This window comes from Lapillicoccus sp., assembly GCF_025353065.1.
Taxonomy (GTDB): Bacteria; Actinomycetota; Actinomycetes; order Actinomycetales; family Dermatophilaceae; genus Lapillicoccus.
Genome location: NZ_JANXRJ010000032.1, coordinates 45,025 through 64,737 on the forward strand (window position 1 = coordinate 45,025; position 19,713 = coordinate 64,737).

The 19,713-nt window shown below is 68.7% G+C and carries 14 protein-coding genes and 2 pseudogenes; 12 read left to right on the forward strand and 4 right to left on the reverse strand.

What is annotated here, in order from left to right:
• Positions 1 to 4: 4 nt before the first annotated feature.
• Both Q0R63_RS02935 and rhaI read right to left on the reverse strand, forming a co-directional pair.
• Positions 5 to 1,054, reverse strand: a complete 1,050-nt coding sequence (locus Q0R63_RS02935) for a LacI family DNA-binding transcriptional regulator (protein ID WP_366521072.1) — start codon at positions 1,052 to 1,054, stop codon at positions 5 to 7.
• A gap of 43 nt (positions 1,055 to 1,097) precedes the next feature.
• The gene (gene rhaI, locus Q0R63_RS02940; protein WP_295693736.1) at positions 1,098 to 2,264 is read right to left on the reverse strand and encodes an L-rhamnose isomerase; all 1,167 of its coding nucleotides are present in this window, start codon (positions 2,262 to 2,264) and stop codon (positions 1,098 to 1,100) included.
• 292 nt (positions 2,265 to 2,556) lie between these two features.
• On the opposite strand from rhaI, the gene Q0R63_RS02945 reads away from it, so the two are divergent.
• The 10 genes from Q0R63_RS02945 to Q0R63_RS02990 all read left to right on the forward strand — a co-directional run bounded on the left by Q0R63_RS02945 (position 2,557) and on the right by Q0R63_RS02990 (position 15,464).
• Positions 2,557 to 3,885, forward strand: a complete 1,329-nt coding sequence (locus Q0R63_RS02945; protein WP_295693739.1) for an extracellular solute-binding protein — start codon at positions 2,557 to 2,559, stop codon at positions 3,883 to 3,885.
• 162 nt (positions 3,886 to 4,047) lie between these two features.
• Positions 4,048 to 4,872, forward strand: coding sequence for a sugar ABC transporter permease (locus Q0R63_RS02950; protein ID WP_295693772.1), 825 nt, complete (start codon positions 4,048 to 4,050; stop codon positions 4,870 to 4,872).
• Entirely contained in the window at positions 4,869 to 5,696 is an 828-nt protein-coding gene (locus Q0R63_RS02955; protein WP_295693742.1) for a carbohydrate ABC transporter permease, read from the forward strand. Before Q0R63_RS02950 ends, Q0R63_RS02955 begins: the two co-directional genes overlap by 4 nt.
• Positions 5,697 to 5,763: 67 nt before the next feature.
• Positions 5,764 to 8,034 (forward strand): alpha-L-rhamnosidase, encoded by a 2,271-nt coding sequence (locus tag Q0R63_RS02960; RefSeq protein WP_295693744.1) that lies wholly within the window; start codon positions 5,764 to 5,766, stop codon positions 8,032 to 8,034.
• 154 nt (positions 8,035 to 8,188) lie between these two features.
• Positions 8,189 to 8,371 (forward strand): hypothetical protein, encoded by a 183-nt coding sequence (locus Q0R63_RS02965; protein WP_295693747.1) that lies wholly within the window; start codon positions 8,189 to 8,191, stop codon positions 8,369 to 8,371.
• A gap of 20 nt (positions 8,372 to 8,391) precedes the next feature.
• Complete coding sequence (locus Q0R63_RS02970) at positions 8,392 to 10,197, forward strand: alpha/beta hydrolase (RefSeq protein ID WP_295693750.1); 1,806 nt, start codon at positions 8,392 to 8,394, stop codon at positions 10,195 to 10,197.
• Positions 10,198 to 10,502: 305 nt separating this feature from the next.
• Entirely contained in the window at positions 10,503 to 11,510 is a 1,008-nt protein-coding gene (locus Q0R63_RS02975; RefSeq protein WP_295693753.1) for a hypothetical protein, read from the forward strand.
• A 119-nt stretch (positions 11,511 to 11,629) separates the two neighbouring features.
• The gene (locus Q0R63_RS02980) at positions 11,630 to 13,987 is read left to right on the forward strand and encodes a heavy metal translocating P-type ATPase (RefSeq protein WP_295693756.1); all 2,358 of its coding nucleotides are present in this window, start codon (positions 11,630 to 11,632) and stop codon (positions 13,985 to 13,987) included.
• 127 nt (positions 13,988 to 14,114) lie between these two features.
• The gene (locus Q0R63_RS02985; protein ID WP_295693759.1) at positions 14,115 to 14,618 is read left to right on the forward strand and encodes a hypothetical protein; all 504 of its coding nucleotides are present in this window, start codon (positions 14,115 to 14,117) and stop codon (positions 14,616 to 14,618) included.
• Between the two features lie 204 nt (positions 14,619 to 14,822).
• On the forward strand, positions 14,823 to 15,464 hold the full coding sequence (locus Q0R63_RS02990) for a hypothetical protein (protein ID WP_295693761.1): 642 nt from the start codon (positions 14,823 to 14,825) through the stop codon (positions 15,462 to 15,464).
• A 274-nt stretch (positions 15,465 to 15,738) separates the two neighbouring features.
• Here the strand turns inward: Q0R63_RS02990 and Q0R63_RS02995 are convergent, their stop codons facing one another.
• Together Q0R63_RS02995 and Q0R63_RS03000 are read right to left on the reverse strand one after the other, a co-directional pair.
• The gene (locus Q0R63_RS02995; RefSeq protein WP_295693775.1) at positions 15,739 to 16,887 is read right to left on the reverse strand and encodes a site-specific integrase; all 1,149 of its coding nucleotides are present in this window, start codon (positions 16,885 to 16,887) and stop codon (positions 15,739 to 15,741) included.
• 437 nt (positions 16,888 to 17,324) lie between these two features.
• Positions 17,325 to 18,151, reverse strand: a pseudogene (locus Q0R63_RS03000) (IS630 family transposase); the annotation flags it as partial.
• A gap of 847 nt (positions 18,152 to 18,998) precedes the next feature.
• Here Q0R63_RS03000 and Q0R63_RS03005 point away from each other — a divergent pair.
• On the forward strand, positions 18,999 to 19,214 hold the full coding sequence (locus Q0R63_RS03005) for a hypothetical protein (protein WP_295693764.1): 216 nt from the start codon (positions 18,999 to 19,001) through the stop codon (positions 19,212 to 19,214).
• A 193-nt stretch (positions 19,215 to 19,407) separates the two neighbouring features.
• Positions 19,408 to 19,713 (forward strand): annotated as a pseudogene (locus tag Q0R63_RS03010) (hypothetical protein); the annotation flags it as partial.

A 19,713-nucleotide genomic window follows, 5' to 3' on the forward strand; every position in this document is an offset into this window, starting at 1 on the left:
GCCTTTACGGGGTCGTCGGTGGGGATACGGCGGTGGAGGCGCGGGCCACGAGCTCCGGTGGGAAGGTCACGTGCTGATGCCGGTGCGTGGTGGGGTGGTCGGCCTCGTCCGTGAGCAGCTCGGCCGCCGTCCGACCCAGCAGGAACCTCGGCTGGGCGACGGACGTCAGGGGGACGGCGGCCGCGGCGGCATACTCGATGTCGTCGTAGCCGACGATCGCGACGTCGTGGGGGACCCGCACCCCGAGCTGGGTGAGGTGCTGCAGCAGACCGATGGCGAGGAGGTCGTTCGCGCAGAACACCGCTGTGGGGCGGGCTCGGCGGGGAAGACCGAGGAGTCGTTCGCCGGCGCTCCGGCCGTCGGCGATGGTCAGCGCGGCCGTGGAGATCGTGGTCAGCGACGGCCCGGCCAGGCCCGCAGCGTCCACGGCCTTGACGGCGCCGGTATGCCGGTCGCCCACCTGGAGGATGTCCATCGGACCTCCCACGAAGGCCAGCCGTCGGTGCCCGCCGTCCAGGAGGTGGTTGACCGCCAGCTCGCCGCCCGCGACGTCGTTGACGCCCACGGTGCACCAGTCGTCCAGGCCGTCGGGTGCGCGATCGACGAGCACGACGGGCACGCCCTGCTCCCGCAGCTGGGTCAGCCGGGGGTTGGTGTAGTCGATCGCCGTGATCAGCACGCCACGCACCCGCAGCTCGGTGAGCTGCTCGAGGTACTGGTCCTCACGCTCGGCGTCCTGGTCGCTGTTGCAGATGAACAGGGAGAGCCGCTCGCCCTTCGCCACGTCCTCCATGCCCCGGGCGACGTCCGTGAAGAAGGGGTTGGTGGCGTCGAGCACGAGGTAGGCGATGGTGCGGCTGCGCCCCGCCGCGAGCTGGCGGGCCGAGGCGTTGGGCACGAAACGGAGCTCGTCGATGGCGGCCTGCACCCGGGCCCGGGTCGTGGGCCGGACCGTCTCCGGTCGGTTGAGGACGTTGGAGACGGTCCCGACCGACACACTGGCGCGGCCCGCCACGTCCTTGATGCTGACCTTCACCATCGCCGTTCCTCTCACTGCCGCAACGGTACTCGTGACTCGATCGCCGGGGAGGGTCGGGTCAGGCCCCCCAGCCGGCCTGCACCCCGCCGGTGCGCTCGGCGACGATCTGCTCCTGATAGCCGCTGGCGGCATACTCCCGCATCGGCTCGGCCGGCAGGCCCCGGCTGACGCGCCAGTCGGCGAGGTCGGCCCGGACGTCGGTGTAGAAGGCGTCCATCAGGATGCCGTTGCCACCCAGCACGTCGCCGGCGCGCTCGGCCTCGCGCAGGGCGTCGCGGTCGACGAGGAGCGCCCGGGCGGTCATCTCCTGGACGTTCAGCACCGAGCGGATCTGGCCGGGGATCTTGTCCTCGACGTTGTGGCACTGGTCGAGCATGAAGGCGACCTCGCTGTCCGTGCCGTATCCACCGCCGCGGATGACCTCGTAGAGGATCCGGAACAGCTGGAACGGGTCTGCCGCGCCGACGATGAGGTCGTCGTCGGCGTAGAACCGGGAGTTGAAGTCGAACGAGCCGAGCTTCCCGAGGCGCAGCAACTGCGCCACGATGAACTCGATGTTGGTGCCTGGGGCGTGGTGGCCCGTGTCGAGACAGACGACGGCCCGGTCGCCCAGCGCGACGCAGTGGGCATAGGACGTGCCCCAGTCGGGGACGTCGGTGGCGTAGAAGGCGGGCTCGAAGAACTTGTACTCGAGCACCAGGCGCTGGTGCTCGCCGATCCGGGCGTAGACCTGCGCCAGCGAGTCGGCCAAGCGGTCCTGCCGATCACGCAGGTCGCCCTGGCCCGGGTAGTTCGTGCCGTCCGGGAGCCAGATCTTGAGGTCGCGTGAACCGATGGCGTCCATGATGTCGATGCACTCGTGCATATGGGCGATCGCCTTGGCGCGGACCCTCTCCTCGACGTGGGTGAGGCTGCCGAACTTGTAGTCGTCGTCCTGGAAGGTGTTGGAGTTGACCGTGCCCAGGCGCACACCGTGGTCGGCGGCATACAACCCCAGCTTGTGGAAGTCCTCGACCTGGTCCCACGGGATGTGGATCGCGACCGAGGGTGCCAGGCCGGTCAGCTCGTGGACCGTGGCGGCATCCGCGATCTTCTCCTCCACCGTGCGGGGGGTGCCCGGGGTCGAGAAGACCTTGAACCGCGTGCCGGAGTTGCCGAACGCCCAGGAGGGCAGCTCGATGGCCTGCTGCTCGAGCTGGACGACGATGTCACTGAAGTTGGCCATGACGATCCTGGGGTCGAGGTGGAGGTGCGGGATCAGAAATCGAGATGAAAATGAAACCTTCCAGAACGAGTCCTCAGTTAAGTGGGTCGGCCCATCGTCGTCAAGTGCACGCGCCGAGGGGGTGCGCTGCGCATACGGATTGGTGCCAACTGAGTAGTGACGACTGGCTGGGGCCATGTGCTTGACGTCACCCTCGGGCCCCGGCTACCCTCCCCACATTGAAGCGATTCAATGTAAGCCCAGTTCGACGACAGTCGCCCGGGTGGCTGTTCCCTCAACGTGGAGGTTAGGCATGACCGTCAATTTCTCGCGGAGCAGGGCGTTGGCCGTCACCGCCGGCACCCTCGCTCTCACCGCCTGCAGCGCCGGCAGCCTGCGCGCGGACGCCGGTGGTGGCAGCACGGCCGGCGCCGTCAGCCTGACCTACCTCGTCGACAACGGGGACGCCACCGTCAAGCTGGCCAACCAGGTCACCAAGGACTTCATGGCGGCGAACCCGGGGATCACCGTCAAGGTCGACACCCGACCGGGTGGGACGGACGGCGACAACCTCATCAAGACGCGCCTGTCCACCGGCGACATGAGCGACATGTTCCTCTACAACTCCGGCTCGTTGTTCCAGGCGCTCAAGCCCGAGACGAACCTCGTGCCCCTCTCCGACCAGCCGTGGGCGAACAATCTCGACGCCAACTTCAAGACCACCGTCACCTCGGGTGACGCGGTCTACGGCGCGCCGATCGGTTCGTTCTTCGCCGGGGCGATGCTCTACAACACGAAGGTCTACGCCACGCTCGGGCTGAAGGTGCCCACGACCTGGGCCGAGTTCATGGCCAACAACGCGAAGATCAAGGCGGCAGGGATCACCCTGGTGATCCAGACCTACGGTGACACGTGGACCTCTCAGCTCTTCGTGCTCGGCGACTTCCACAACGTGGCGGCGGCCGAGCCGAGCTTCGCGACCGAATATACGGCCAACAAGATCAAGTACGCCACCAACCCGGCTGCCCTCGAAGGGTTCCAGCGGCTGGAGCAGGTCTTCAAGGCCGGCTACCTCAACAAGAACTTCGCCTCGGCGAAGCTCAACGACGGCCTCAAGCTGCTCGGCGACGGCACCGGTGCCCAGTACCCGATGCTGACCGCCGTCGTCCAGGGGCTCTACGACACCGATGCGGCCACCAAACAGAGCATCGGCGTCTTCCCCATCCCCGGTGACGACGCGGCCACCAACGGGCTGACGGTGTGGGCGCCCAACGGGGTCTACATCCCGAAGACGACCACGGGGGCCAAGCTCGACGCGGCGAAGAAGTTCGTCGCGTTCCTCGCGAGCCCGGCCGGCTGCACCTCCCAGACCACCGGGGTCACCCCCACCGGCCCATATGCCGTGAAGGGCTGCACGCTGCCGACCGATGTCCCCCAGGTGGTCAAGGACACGGTGTCGTACTTCGACAAGAAGGACGGCACGAGCCCGGCCCTCGAGTTCCTCTCACCCGTCAAGGGCCCGTCGCTGGAGCAGATCACGGTCGAGGTCGGATCCGGCATCACCTCCGCCGCGGCCGGGGCGGCGCGCTACGACGAGGACGTCAAGAAGCAGGCCCAGCAGCTAGGTCTCGCGGGCTGGTAGACCAACACACCGGGCACCGGTCTCCCCGCCTCGCGGTGGGGCCGGTGCCCCTGTCCGGAGGTGCACGATGGCTACCACGGTAAGAACCCCCCCCCGCTCGTCAGACCCACGACCGCGCCCAGGGCGGCGCGTCGCCGCAACCCCTACCCCCTCTGGTTCCTCATACCCGCGGCGGTCATCTACACGGTCCTGTTCCTCGTCCCGACGTTCGCGTCCTTCTACTACAGCCTGACGCGGTGGTCGCTGTTCGACCAGCAGTTCATCGGCCTGGACAACTACATCCAGTTCTTCCGGGAGCCCGGCCTGATCGGCGGCCTGACCAACACCCTCATCTACGCGGTCGTCACCTCGGGGCTCAAGGTCGTCCTCGGCATGGCGTTGGGAATGCTGCTCACCTCGCAGATCATCGGTCGTGGTCTGCTGCGCTCGGTCGTGTTCTTTCCCGTCCTGGTCAGCACCATCGGCGTCGGCCTCACCTTCACGGTGCTGATGAACCCCGACCAGGGGCTGATCAACAAGACCCTCGCCCTCGTCGGCATCCAGGGGCCAGGCTGGCTCACCGACCCCTCGTTGGCCCTGCTCTCCGTCGCCTTCGTCGACGTCTGGAAGGGGGTCGGTCTCGCCACGGTGATCTACATCGCCGGGATCGTCTCCATCCCCCACGAGTACCTCGAGGCGGCAAAGGTCGACGGGGCAGGTCGGATGGCCGTGTTCCGGCACGTCGTCCTCCCGCTGGCCCGGCCCGCGACGGTCACGGTCGTGATCCTCTCGCTCATCGGGGGACTGCGGTCCTTCGACCTCATCTGGGCCATGACCCACGGCGGTCCGGGATTCACCTCCGACGTCATCGCCTCCGTGATCTACAAGCAGTACCAGGCCGGCTTCTACGGGCTGTCGACGGCAGGCAACGTCATCCTCTTCGTCCTCGTGACGGCGATCATCCTGCCGCTGTTCTACCTCCTCAACCGCAAGGAGGTGGAGCAGTGATCCGGCCCAAGGGAGTCCTGCTCGGATCGGTCTCGATCGTGGTCTCCTTCGTCATCTTCGTCGTGCCCTTCCTCTTCGTCCTCGTGACGGCGATGAAGGACCGCAACGAGGCGAACCTCCTGCAGTTCAGCTGGCCGACCCGGATCGTGTTGTGGGACAACCTGGTCCAGGTCGTCCAGGCCCGCGACTACCAGCTGGTCATCGCCTTCGTCAACAGCACGACGTTGACGGTCTGCAGCGTCGCGATCCTCGTCATCCTCGGTGCGATGGTGGCCTTCGTCCTCCAGCGCCGTCCGGGGCGCTGGACGCGGATCGCGGACTTCCTCGTCCTGGCCGGCCTGATCGTGCCGCCCGCCGTGGTGCCGACCATCTGGGCCCTGCAGAAGATCGGGCTGTTCCGCACCATGACCGGCCTGATCCTCATCGAGGTCGCCTTCGGCATCTCCTTCACGGTGCTCCTCTTCAAGGCCTTCATCGCCACGATCCCGCGCGAGCTCGACGAGGCAGCCGCCCTCGACGGCGCCGGCCCGATCAGGATGTTCTTCCAGGTGATCTTCCCCGTCCTCCGCTCGGTGATCGTCACCGTCGTCGTGGTCCAGTCGGTGGCCGTCTTCAACGACTTCGCCAACCCGCTCTACTTCCTGCCCGGTGACGAGAACGCCACCGTGCAGCTGACCCTCTTCAACTTCAGCAGCCAGTTCACCAGCCAGTACAACCTGCTCTTCACCGACATCCTGCTGATCACCATCCCGCCGCTGCTGATGTTCCTGTTCTTCAACCGGCAGATCGTCGCCGGGCAGACGTCCGGCGCGATCAAGGGCTGACGCCCCTCCCCGGCTGTTCCGGCTCACCCTCCTCGACCACCCCCACGCCCCGTTAGGAACTGCCCACATGACGCACGTCTGGTCCGCCGATCTCATCGCCTCCGACGAGGAGCTCCCCGCACCTCTGCTGCGCAAGGAGGTCAGCCTCGACACCGGCCACGGCCGTGTCGTGCGCGCCATGCTGCACGTGACCGCCCACGGCATCGTCGAACCCACCGTCAACGGCAACCCGGCTTCCGACGAGGTCCTGACCCCGGGGTGGAGCAGCTACGAGTGGCGGCTGCGCTACCGGTCCTACGACGTCGCCGACCTGCTCGAGCCGACCTCGGTCATCGGCCTGGCCCTCGGCAACGGGTGGTTCCGCGGGCGGCTGGGCTGGTCCGGGCTGAACGGCTTCTACGGCACAGAGCTCGCCGCCCTGGCTGAGCTGGAGGTCGACTTCGAGGACGGTCACCGGCAGCTGGTGCCCACGGACACCTCGTGGCGGGCCGGGCCGTCCTCCACCCTGGACAACGATCTCTACGACGGCCAGACGATCGACGCCCGGCTGGAGTCGGCGGACTGGACCCTGCCCGGCGCGAGCCTCGAGGGTTGGACCGGGGTCCACGTCGTCGAGCACGACCCCTCCCGGCTGGAGCCCTACATCGGGCCACCGGTCACGCGCCAGCAGGTCGTCCGCCCGGTGAAGATCTGGACCTCGCCCTCCGGCGCGACCCTCGTCGACTTCGGCCAGAACCTCGTCGGCTGGCTGCGCTTCACGCTCCAGGGTGAGGCCGGGACCGTCATCACGATGCGGCACGCCGAGGTCCTCGAGCACGAGGAGCTGGGGACGCGGCCGCTGCGGACGGCGAAGGCGACCGACCATTTCGTGCTCAGCGGTGGCGTCGACGTCTTCGAGCCCACCAAGACCTTCCACGGCTTCCGGTATGCCGAGGTCTCCGGGTGGCCGGGCGAGCTCAGCACCTCCTCGCTCGAGGCCGTGGTCGTCCACTCCGACCTGCGTCGCACGGGCACCTTCGAGTGCTCCGACGACATGCTCAACCAGCTGCATCGCAACATCGTGTGGGGCTTGCGCGGCAACTTCGTCGACGTCCCGACCGACTGTCCCCAGCGCGACGAGCGGCTCGGGTGGACGGGCGACATCGCGGCGTTCGCCCCGACCGCGGCATACCTGTATGACGTCTCGGGCTTCCTGTCCGACTGGCTCGTCGACCTCGACCTCGAGCAACGAGCGGCCGACGGGTTGGTGCCGTTCGTGGTCCCCGACGTCCTCAAGTACATGGAGAACCCGCCGGACTTCCCCGACCCTGACAGCACTGCGCTCTGGAGCGACGCGGCGGCGTGGGTGCCATGGGCCCTGTGGGAGGCCTATGGGGACCGGGTCGCCCTCGAGCGGCACTATCCGGCGATGACTGCCCACGCCCGACGGGTCGAGGGGCTCTTGTCCCCGACAGGGTTGTGGGACACCGGCTTCCAGTTCGGTGACTGGCTCGACCCCCAGGCGCCCCCGGACTCGGCATTCGACGCTCTCGCCGACCCGGGGGTCATGGCCACGGCCTGCTACTACCGGACGTTGCGGCGGGTCGTCGCGACGGCGGACCTCCTCGGCAACACGGAGGACGCGGCCTCCTTCGGCACCGTGGCCGACCGGGTCCGGGACGCCTTCCAGGAGCACTACGTCGATGGCGGCCGCGTGACGAGCGACTGCGCCACCGTCTACTCCCTGACCATCGAGTTCGATCTGCTCAGTGCGGACCAGGTCGTGGTGGCGGGCAACCGCCTCGCGGAGCTGGTGCGGGGAAACGGCTTCCGCGTCTCCACCGGGTTCGCCGGGACGCCGTTCGTGACCGCGGCCCTGACGTCGACCGGGCACCTCGACGAGGCCTACCGTCTGCTCCTCGAGCGGGAGTGCCCGTCGTGGCTCTATCCCGTGACGATGGGCGCCACGACGGTGTGGGAACGGTGGGACTCGATGCTCCCGGACGGCTCGATCAACCCGGGGGAGATGACCAGCTTCAACCACTACGCGCTCGGCGCCGTCGCCGACTGGATGCACCGGACCATCGGGGGCATCGCCCCGCTCACGCCCGGCTACGAGCAGGTGCTGGTCGCGCCGCTACCCGGCGGAGGCCTGACGTGGGCCGCGGCCTCCCTCGAGTCGCCCCAGGGGCCGATCACGACCCGGTGGAGCACCGACGACGACGGGCAGCTGACCCTCGATGTCGGCATCCCCGAGGGGGCCACGGCGCTCGTCCGATTGCCCGGTGTCGAGGACGTGACGGTCGGCAGCGGTCAGCACCGGATGACCGCGAGCCGGGTGGCGGCTCCGGTCGGCTAGCCGCGGTGCGCCCGCCGGGTGGGAGACCACGCCCAACCGGGCCACCGCCGGACCCGGCTCGGAGTAGCCTCCGTCCGTGCTCCACCTGCGCCTGCCCCGTCCAACCCGTCCAACCCGTCGGACCCGTCGACCGCGTCGACGGACGGCCGACGCCGTGGCAGCCGTGGTGGCCGCGGCTCTGATCTGCTCCGCCGTCGGGACGACCCCGGTCGCGTTCGCGGCGCCGCCACCGGCCGCGGTGTTGGCGAGCAGCGCTCTGCCGCCAGCCGATCCGTCCGCCGACCTGGTAGTGGGCGGTGCGCTGCTCCAGCCGTGCGACCTCGGTGCGGGCGGCTAACGTGGTGCGGCTCGCTGGCCGTGCCGCTCGACCGGAGCGATCGCGGCTCGGCGGAGATCCGCGTGGGCTTCGCGTGGCTGCCCGCCACGGGGCGCTCGGTCGGCGCGGTCCTGACCCAGGAGGGGGGACCGGGCTACCCCGCCACGGGGACGGCTGCCGGCTTCGTGTCGATGCTCGGGCCGGTGTTGGACGATCACGACCTCCTGCTCGTCGACGCGCGCGGCACCGGCCGCTCCGCCGTCATCGACTGCCGTCCGCTGCAGGACCTCGCGCCGCCGGCCGCCCGCCCCGCCCTGCTCGCCGCGGCCGGTCGTTGCGGTGACCGGCTCGACCACACGTGGCGCCGGTCCGACGGCACCTGGCAGCACGGGTCCCAGCTGTTCACGACGGCCGCGACGGTCGAGGACACGGCCGCGGTCGTCCGGCGGCTCGGCACCGAGCCCGTCGACCTCTACGGCGACTCCTACGGCTCGTACTTCGCGCAGTCGTTCATGTCCCGCCACCCGGAGCTGCTGCGCACGGTGACGCTCGACTCGACCTACGAGACCGTCGGGCTGGACCCGTGGTACCGCACCTCGGCCGTCGTTGCCCACCGGGCGCTCGACCTCGCGTGCCAACGCTCCGCGGCCTGTGCGGCAGTTCAGACACCTGCCTCGGGGACGAGCTGGGACCGTATCGGCCGCCTCGTGCAACGGCTGCGCGCTCACCCGGTCAGCGGTCTCGCGCCCGCCACCGACGGGACCCGTCGCCCGGTCACCGTCGACGTGCGCGCCCTCGTCAACATGGTCAACGACGCCGGCTACGACGCCGAGGTCTACCGGCAGCTCGACCCCGCGGTCCGCGCGGCGCTGGCGGGAGACCCGCTGCCGCTGATGCGCCTCTACGCGCAGGACATCGGCTACGACTACGGCGACTACGACGGGCCGGCGCGCTCCTACTCCGACGCTGCCTACCTCGCCGTCGCCTGCACCGACTATCCCCAGCTCTTCGACATGCGGGCGGCGACTGCGACCCGGCGGGCCCAGCTCGCGTCGGCCGTCGCCGGCGCCGACCCGTCCTGGTTCGCCCCGTTCACCGCGTCCGAGTGGACGTCGATGCTCGACTACACGGAGACGTATGCCGGGTGCCTCACCTGGCCGGCGCCGGTCGGCGCCCTCGACCCTCCGGTGCGGGCGGGCGCTCCGCTCGACCCCGGCCACGTGCCCGTGCTCGTCCTCACCGGCGAGTTCGACTCGCTCACGCCCGACCTCGGCGCGCGGCACGTCGCCCGCCAGATCGGCTCCACCGCAACGGTGCTCGAGGCGGCGAACAATCCCCACCTCGTCGCCCTGGAGGACGCCCAGACGACCTGTGGGGCCGCGGCGGTGCGGACGTTCATCGCGTCGCACCGGGTCGTGGGGCCGCGCTGCCTCGCCTCCGTCGCGCCGCTGGTACTCCGGGCCGGCTTCCCCACGACGCTCGGACAGGCCTCGCCCGGTGTGGTGGCTGCCGGGTCGCCGAGCGCGGCGGCCCGACGGGCGGCGAGCGTCGCGTGGGGAGCCGTGCTCGACGCGGCATACCGGTATGCCGTCGTGGCCGGCCGCACCGACGCGGGCCTGCGCGGTGGACAGGTTGTGGTCGGCGACGGTGGCCGCGTGGTGCGGTTGGAGCACCTCAGATGGGTCGGTGACGCGACCGTCACGGGGATGGTCGACCTCACGACCGGCGGGACCGTCACCGTGCGTGCTGACGACGGACAGGCCTGGGCCATCAGGCTGCCCGGGCTCACCGTCGACGGCATCGGTCTCGTCCAGGTCGACCGAGCGACGGTCCGCACCGCGGGCTGAGGGCGCTGTTTGCCCGTGTGGCGATGCCCGTGTGGCGCAACCCTCGAGATGCGGCCGGGGCGATGTGGGGGGAGCATGTGCCTGTGACCACGTCCCTGCAGCCCACACCGTCGTGGCTGTCCCGCGTGCGCCATTCCTCCTCACCCCCGTGAGCACCCCCTCCCGCCGTAGCGTCCTCGGTGCGGCCCTCGGAGCCGCTGCGATCGGTCGTGGTGCTCACGCGGCATACCGGCCGGGTGAGGTGACTGCGGCCCTCCCGCCGCGTCGTCCGCGACGGCACCCGTCTGGTGGCTGCCGGGCGCACGGTGAGGATCGCGGGTGTCAACGCCTACTGGTTGGGGCTCAACGACAACGCGCGGGTCCGCGGGGTCGCGACGCTGCCGACCTCGGCGACGGTCGACAGCCTCTTCGCCGCCGCCCGGGACCTCGGGAGCACGGTCGTGCGGGTGCACACCCTCGGGACGTCCTACGGTGATGCGGAACGCAACGGCACGCCGACGCTGATGCCCCGCCCGGGGGTCTACCGGGACGACGTCTGGGCGCACCTCGACCGGGTCGTCGACAGCGCGGGGCGTCGCGGGCAGCGGCTGGTCGCCGTGATGTCGGATCGGTGGAACAGCTACCACGGCTCGGGGGTCGAGCTCGCGCGCCTGGTGCTGGGTCGCGCCCTGTCCGAGCGCGCCGCCCGCTCCGCGTTCTACCGCGACCAGCGCGTCCGTGACGCCTTTCGCGACCACCTCGTCGCCTGGCTCGGCCACCGCAGCAGCATCAGCGGTCTGCGCTACGCCGACGACCCCACGATCCTCGCGATCGAGCTCGGCAACGAGATGTACGACGTCCCGCGGGACTGGACCCGGCAGATGGCGGCTGTCGTCAGGTCCGTCGCTCCCGCGGTGCTCGTCATCGACCCCGCGGCGGGTCTGTGGCTCTCGCAGTGCAAGGCGTCGCTCGACTGCGATGACGTGGACATCGTTGGCGTGCATGGCTACCCGCGCTCGATCGGCGCGGTCCGCCAGGCCGTCGACCTCGCTGGTCAGGCGGGCAAGGTCGCCATGGTGGGGGAGTACGACTGGACGACCAACCGCCAGGACGGCCTGTCCAAGGAGGGATCCGAGGACGGCACCCGCGACCAGTGGTATGCCGCGCTGGAGGCCGCCCCGGGGCTGGGGATCACGACAGCCTGGACCCTCCTGGTGCCATCGGCCGGCGACCACCGTGACGGCTACGAGCTCTACGTGCCGGCCCAGAACGCCGAGCAGCAGGGCGGGGCCGCTGCCCTCGCGGGTCACCTGCGACGCATCGCCGCGATGTGACCTGGGGCCCGTGCCCGTGCCAGCGGTCGGTGTCGCTCGGTGCCGGGGCAGGCTCTCCTCCTGAGGAGCCGGGCCCTTTGTCCCTGTCGCCAGGCGGTGGGTCGACCGACGATGAGGTCGTGCCCCCCACACGTCCGAACACCGTGACCCGGATCGTCGAGAATCAGCACACGCTGCTGTTCGCCGCGTCCGGCGCCCTCCTGCTCGCCGGTGGTGCGGCGTGGCTGGTGTCGGCGTCGACGCCCGCGAGGGTCCTGTGGATCGCCGGGACCTTACTGGGCCTGGGGTTCTCGATATTCTGGACCCTCGGGGCGATCAGGCGTCGCACTCCGAGCGTCGACATCATCGCGGTGCTCGCCCTGGCCGGAGCCCTGGCGGTCAACGAGCCTTTCGCCGGGGCCATGATCACGGTGATGCTGGCGAGCGGGCAGTTCCTGGAGGCCCGGGCCGACGTCCGGGCGCGGCGTGAGCTCAGCCTGCTGGTCGAGCGTGCCCCGCGCACGGCCCGGCGGCTCGTCGGGGGCGGGGTCGTCGAGGTCACGGTGGAGGAGGTCGTCATCGGTGACCTACTGCTCGTCGGTACGGGGCAGATCGTCCCGGTGGACGGGCGGCTGTCGTCCACGGCCACCCTGGACGAGTCGGCGCTCACCGGGGAGGCGCTGCCGGTCGAGCGGTCGCCCGGCGACGACGTCCGCAGTGGCGTGGTCAACGCGGGTGCGCCTCTCGAGCTGGTCGCGACCGCGGCGGCCGCCGAGTCCACGTATGCCGGTGTGGTGCGACTGGTGCAGCAGGCCCAGGCCTCCTCGGCACCGTTCGTGCGTACCGCTGACCGGTTCGCGGTCCTCTTCGTCCCGCTCACGCTGCTCCTCGCGGGCGCGTCCTGGCTGCTCAGCGGGGACCCTGTCCGTGCGGTCGCCGTCCTCGTCGTCGCGACGCCGTGCCCGCTGTTGCTGGCGGCGCCGATCGCGATCATGTCCGGTCTTTCCCGCGCCGCCCATATCGGCGTCGTGATCAAGGGCGGCGGCGCTCTCGAACGCCTGGCCGGTGGACGCGTGATGCTCTTCGACAAGACCGGGACCCTGACCCAGGGGCGTCCGATGTTGGCCGACGTCGTCACCGCTGGCGACCACCTCGCCGACGAGGTGTTGCGGCTTGCCGCGTCGCTCGACCAGGTCTCGGCGCACGTCCTCGCGAGCGCCATCGTTACCGGGGCCATTCGCCGCGGGCTGCTCCTGGAGATGCCCACGGACGTCCGGGAGGTGCAGGGCTACGGCCTCGAGGGTCGTGTCGGCGACCACCGGGTGAAGGTGGGCAAGGCCTCGTGGATCGTTGGCGACGCCGCGTCCACCTGGGTGCGTCAGGTGCGCCGGCGCGCCGACCTCGACGGCTCGCTCACGGTCTTCGTCGCCGTCGATGACGAACCCGCGGGCGTCTTCCTGCTCGAGGACGCGATCCGGCCCGACGCGCCCCGGATGGTGCGCGCGCTGCGTGAGGCCGGGATCTCGCGTGTCGTCCTGGTCACCGGTGACCGCGCCGACATCGCCGACATGGTGGGGCGCATCATCGGCGTGGACACGGTGCTGGCTGAGTGTGACCCGGCGGACAAGCTGGCCGCGATCGAGCGCGAATCCGCGAATGGCGCGACGATCATGGTCGGTGACGGCATCAACGACGCTCCGGCGCTCGCGGCGGCCGGGGTGGGGGTGGCGCTTGCCGCCCGTGGCGCCACTGCGTCGTCCGAGGCCGCCGACGTCGTCCTGACGATCGACCGCATCGACGCCCTGGCCGATGCGATCCTCATCGCGCGTCGCTCGAAGCGGATCGCCCTCCAGGCCGTGCTCGTCGGGATGGGCCTCTCCCTGGTCGCGATGGGTGTGGCCGCCGTCGGGCTCCTTCCGCCTGCTGCGGGAGCGATCGTGCAGGAGGTCATCGATGTCCTGGCGATCGGCATCGCCTTGCGGGCCGTCCTTCCGGGGAAGGTCCACACCATCGCGATGCCACCCGCCGATATCGCTACTGCACTGCTCCTGCGGGCCCAGCATGACGCCGTCCTCCCGCTGATCGAGCAGATCCGCTCGGTCGCCGACGCGTTGTCCACGCAGAGCAGTGACCTCGCCCCGCTGCAGCTGCTCCTGGACCGGCTGGAGAGTGAACTGCTTCCGCACGAGCGAGCCGACGAGGCGCTGCTCGTCCCTCTGGTGGACCGGGCCCTGGGAGGAAGCGAGGGGACCGTCGCGATGAGCCGCACCCACGCAGAGATCGAGCACCAGGTCTCCCGACTACGGCTGCTCCTGGTGGGACTCGACACCTCGAGCGTCGAGCGCGAGGACATCGTCGAGCTGCGGCGGTTGCTCTACGGGCTGTATGCCGTGCTCCGGCTGCACAACGCGCAGGAAGAGGAAGGCGCCTTCAGCCTGGTGCCACCCGGGGCCGCGGACACGTCGGCTGCCGCCCCGATCAGACCACGCGTGGGGTAGTCCGACGCGACACCTCGGTATCAGTCGGAGGTCGCCACTGCTCCATATGTGCAATGAGCGTTCCAGGAGTCCAGCTCCAGGACGGGCCCCTGACGCTCCACGCACTTGTCGTTCAGGAGGACCGTTCATGACCACATCGTCCGCGGGGCTCAGCACAGGTAGTCAGCATCAGATGATGGTTCCAGACGCACTGGGATACGACTTCGGGATAGGGATCGACCCGCTGTCGGGTGACGTCAAGGACCATGTCGTTGCGGGAGTCGCGACACCTCCTCAGCAGGCTGATGGGTCGAGTCAAGGTTTCGTGGTCAGTCGGGTCACGTCGATCCACGATCTCCAGACCAGCCTGGGGATCGATGCGCAGGCTACGTATGGCTTCGGTGCGTTCGGCGGTGTCTCTGCTCAGTTCTCCTTTTCGGAGAGCTCGCACATCCACGCTTCCTCGTTGTTCATGAGCGTTGCCGCAACCATCAATCTGGCCAACCTCAGCATCGACGACTGCGTGCTCACGCCAACAGCCGCCGCCATGGTCGACCAGCCCGAGGTCTTCGCCGAAAGATACGGAACCCTTTTCGCCCGGGCAGTGAGTCGAGGTGGGGTGTTCGTGGGCCTGATCGAGGTGCAGACGTAGAGCGAGGACGACGCCACCAAGATCGAAGCGAGCCTGAAGGGCTCCTACGGGTTCTTCTCTGCCTCGGCAAGCACGTCCTTCAAGAACGTGTGCCAAGACTCCAACGTCTCGGTGTACTGCAGAATATATTCCGCTGGTGGCCCGAAGATCACCATCAAGGACCCGAGCGACCCCTCGGAGCTCCTGCAGAGCGCCAATGACTGGATGAGCGCGATGCACGACGATCCGACCGCCAACGCGCGCCCTTACCAGTGGCTCCTGTCACCCCTTTCCATCGTCGAGGGGCCGCTCCCACCGAACAGCGCTGACCTCGAACATGCCCAAGACATCTTGAGGACCTGCGCGACGGCCCGGCTGACCCTGCTGGATCAGCTCAACCAACTCTGCTGGTACCGCGACCACGCCACGCACTACGACTGGAGCAAATCGGCCAGCCCGACAGACTTCGCGCGTTTCATCGCCGACGTCCAAACGGATCTCGACACCATCGCCAGCGGAGCCATCGACCATCCCGCGCAAGCGGTGATGCCCTCCGATTGGGCTCAAGGACACGGAGGCACTTTCCCCACGTCCGTCCCACCGAGCATCTTCCCAGAAGAGCTCAAGTCAAACCCCGTTCCTGTCCCGGTCGTCCTTCCTCACTGGACCTTCGGTGAGGACATCGAAATCGGTAGCGGCGACGGAACCATTCCGTCCGCATCGTCGCTCGGGCTCAATGTCTCGCTCGACTGGGTCGTGGGCACGGGGATCACGGGCACCGTCATCTCCATGACGCCCAAGCCGGGGGACACGGTCATGAGCGGCTCGACGGTGTTCATCAGCTTGGTGAACAACCCCGACAACTAGCTGCATCTCCATACTTCCCAACGAACGGCGGCCTGGAGGATGGGTGGTCAGCCAAACATACAGAGGGCCGGATCGTGTCCGGTTCTGTCCCTGTATGCCGCGCCCGTCGGGCCCTTTGTATGTTCGGCGGCGCACCCATCCTCACGCGACGCGACTGCGAGCGCCCACAGTCTCGTCGCGTTGGCAAAGCAACAGGTCAGCGGGCTCAGAGCGTCAGATGTCGTAGTACACCATTGACAGGACCTCAAAGAGGCCGCTGACCTGCACGTTCTCCTCAGGCCCCACCCTCGGATGGCACTTCCATGGCACATCCCGACGAAAACACCCCGTCGATGGCCCGCACCGAGCGCACCCGCGTGTCCGGCATCAAGTGCGTGTAGGTGCGGAGCGTGAACCCCGGGTCGGTGTGGCCCAGGTGCTCGGACACCACCTTGATCGACTCGCCGGCGTCGAGGAGGACCGACGCGAAGTGCCGCAAGGCATGGCAGCCGTTCTGCCGCCCTGGCTCCACGTCGATGCCCCGCAGCGCCGTGTGCCAGACCGTGTTGAAGTAGTTGCGGTTGATGGCCTTGCGCTCCCGGGTGTGACAGATGAGGCGGACGGTCACCGGCGGCCCGTCGTGCTCGACCCAGGGAAGCGTCACCTCGATGGCGGGGTAGCGGGCCAGGTGCGCCGCGATGGCCTCCGCGACCGAGGGCGCCAGCGGGATCATGCGTGTCTTCGCGTATTTTGGCGGCGCAAAGACTTGCCGCGACAGTGCCAGGCTCACCTGACGACGGACCGTGACCTCCCGCCGCAAGAAGTCGACATCCTCGACAGCAAGCCCAAACATCTCACCCTGACGCAGGCCCAAGCCTGCACCGATGGGCACCACGACCTGGTACCTCTCCGGAAGACTTGCCGCCATTGCGGGAACCCGTTCGCGCGGCCACACCGTGATCTTCGGGGAACGGTTGCGCGGTCGTGTGACCGAAGGCGCCTTGCACGGGTTGCGGGCGATGAGCTGGTCGTCGACCGCTGCCGTGAGGATCGCCTGGACATGCCCGTAGACCGCATGCTGCGTCGACGGCGCCAGAGCGGACAACGACCTCGTCCACGCCTGAACGGTGCTCGGTCGGATCGACGCCAACGGTTTTGCCCCCAGCACCGGGTACGCGTGGTTCTTCAGCCGGGACGTGACGACCGCTCTCGTGTTCGGCGCGAAGACTTGCGCGCTCAGCCACCGCTCCGCGTGAACCTGGAACAGTTCCCGCCCGGCATTCCGGTCGACGTACGCACCCCGGAGCTTGTCCGCCTCCACGGTCGCGGAGTACGCCGTGGCCTCACCCTTCTTCCTGAAGCTTCGCTTCCTCTGTACCCCCGCCGGGTCGCGATAACGGACGTCATAGCGAGGTTTGCCGTCGGTACCCTGCCGCGTCACCACTGTCGCCAACGACGGACCTCCTGTCATCCGACGGCTCGCAGGACTGCGGCGGGCAGACTACCGACACCGCCGTCAGGAGGCGGAGGAGCGGCGCCCCTCGATGTAGCTGCTGACGTCCCCGAGCGTGTACCGAAGGTACCGTCCCACCCTGAACGCCCGAGGGCCAATCGGCGTCTCGGGCGTACTCAACGAGTGCCACCGATAGAGGGTTGCCCTGGGCAGACCGAGGATCTGAGCCACCTCCTCGATGCCGAGCAGCGGACGCAGAGCGAGGTCCTCGAGAGCCCGCAGGCTGTTCCGGGACGAGCTCGCAGGTAGATGGGGAGTGGGCATTGTGGGCCTCCAAGTAGACGTGCCTCCTACCTGAGTAAGCAGAAAAGATGCCGTGAGGTGGACATGTCGCGACCAACCTCTTTCGCCCACGTTGGTCCGTGGTGGGTGTAGCGCATGTGGACCCGAGGGTGCTTGGCCAGCCAGGCTTGGACGTTGGGGTGCTTGTGGGTGGCGTAGTTGTCGCAGACGACGTGCAGCTGGACTCGCGGGTAGGCGCGGGCGACCTGCTTCAGAAAGCAAGAAACTCCTTGTTGGTGTGCTGCTGGAAGCAGCGGTCGGTGACCAGCCCGGTCGCGATCTCGAGCGCCGCGAACGTGGTCGTGCCGTTGCGTTTGTCGTCGTGGGTTTGCTTCTCCGGAATCCCCGGCCGCAGCGGCAGGATCGGCAGCCTCGTGAGTGTCCGGTCGAGGGCCTGGATTTGGGTTTTCTCGTCGATACTGACCACGACCGCGTTCGCCGGCGGGGCGAGGTAGAGCCCGACGACGTCGCGGATCTTGGCTTCGAGCTCCGGGTCCGTGGAGAACTTGAACGTCTCCGATTTCCACGGCTTCAGTCCCCACCGGCACCAGATCCGGGCGACCGTCGCGAAGCTGACCCCGAGGTGGTCGCCCAGCAGGCGGGCCGACCAGTGCGTCACCCCGAGCTTGTCCGGCGGCGGTTCCAGCGTGGCCGCGATGACGACCTGCTCGCCGTGCAGCGCCGGGCGACCCGAGCGGGGCAGGTCGTCCAGCTGCTCCAATCCGCCTGTGACGTAACGGTTCCTCCACAGGCGCACGGTCGGCAGACTGACCCCCACTCGCCGGCCGATCTCCGAGTTGCTGTGACCCTCGGCCGCCAGCACCAGGATCCGCGCCCGCTGCGCCAACCCCGCCTGAACCGTCGAGGATCGCAGCCACCCCCGCAGGACCCCGCAGGACCTGCTCGTCCCCAGCCCGCAACACCAACGGCTCCACTCGCGACATGACTCATTGTCTCAACCCGAGACTAGAAATTCATTTCCGACACGCGACACTAGAACTTGACGACTACGTCGTCACAAAATCCCCAGACCCGTTTAAACCCGCCTAGCTCCACCGTGCCACAAACGCCATTCGTGATCGCCGATAGCTCTCATCACGTCAGATTTCGTGAGACGGCACTCAGCACTATCTAACTACGCCGCAACCCCCAGCGACCCTCTATCTCGGGATGCCATCGACCAAGCGCGAGAGATCTACCCCTTGAACGTCACTTGCCTGCAATACACCGCGACACAACTGCAAGCAGCTATCCGGCAACTCACCGCGTCCTCGACGAGGACGAAGGCATCGATCCTCCTCTACATCTTGGCCCCGCTCCCCTCCGGCGTGGGCCTCGAGATCCGCGCGGCCGACGGAACCGCAGCCGCCTGCTCGCTCGACGGCCCAAGCCCCCTCGCCCAGCTGCCCCCCCCGTTCCCGTCATCACTACCGAGGGGCCAGCGCCAGTGGCTGCCCGAGCCAAGTGGTCACCCCCAACGACCACTCTCCCCCCGGAGAACGTGGGCTTTTTGCTGCGGAGTGAGACGGTCATACGCGGCGGAAAGACGCACCCCCGAGAAATGCCGGGTGGCCCTGTCGAGAGGTCAGAACTGGCCCGTTCCGGGGCCTGGTATTGACCGGTCTTGACCTCTCGCTGAGCCCTGATCCACCGATTGGTGGCCGGGTTGGGCGGGTCGTGATATGCGAATGCCCCTGTGGGGCGGAAGGATTGGACTTGCTAAGGGTCTGATCCGAACCGTCCGAAGGGGCATCCGACAAGTGCAAGCATCGCACAAGGTATCCGCAGTTTTCGATGACCCGAACCTGATCGGTTCGGCCGGTCTGGTCCCGGTAATGCGACTCGCGCAAAGAGCCGGGCTGCACGACCTGCTCGGTGAGCATCTGAGCGTTCCGTGCCCGAACGGGCCGGTGAAAGCGGCCGGGATCGTCGCGGGGATGCTCGCCGGCGCCGACAGCATCGGGTTTGTCGGCTGACCTCGACGTGCTGCGGCACGGCGGGATGGCCAAGGTCTTCACCGACGTCCGGGCCCCCTCATGCGAGTGAGGGCTGGGCACGTTCCTGCGCTCGTTCACCTTTGGGCATGTCCGCCAGCTCGACGCCGTCCACACCCGGGTGCTGGCCGGGCTCGCCGCTGTGTCTCCGCGGCTGCTGGCCGGGGTGGACGGGTTGGCGAACATCGACATCGACGACACCATCCGGCAGGTCATACGAGTGGATGGCTACAAGAAGCAGGGCGCCGCGTACGGGTACTCCGGGGTCAAGGGCGTCAACGCTCAAATCGCGGCGCTGTCGTCGCCGACGTGCGCCCCGGTCATCGCCGCGTCCCGGCTCCGGAAGGGCAACGCCTGTCTCCGGGCACGGCGCCGACCGGATGATCACCGACGCGATCAAGGCCGCCCGCGCCGCCGGGGCCACCGGGCAGGTCAGGCCGGCAAGCTTTACCTGCCTCTGCCCCCGGCGAGGATCGCCGAC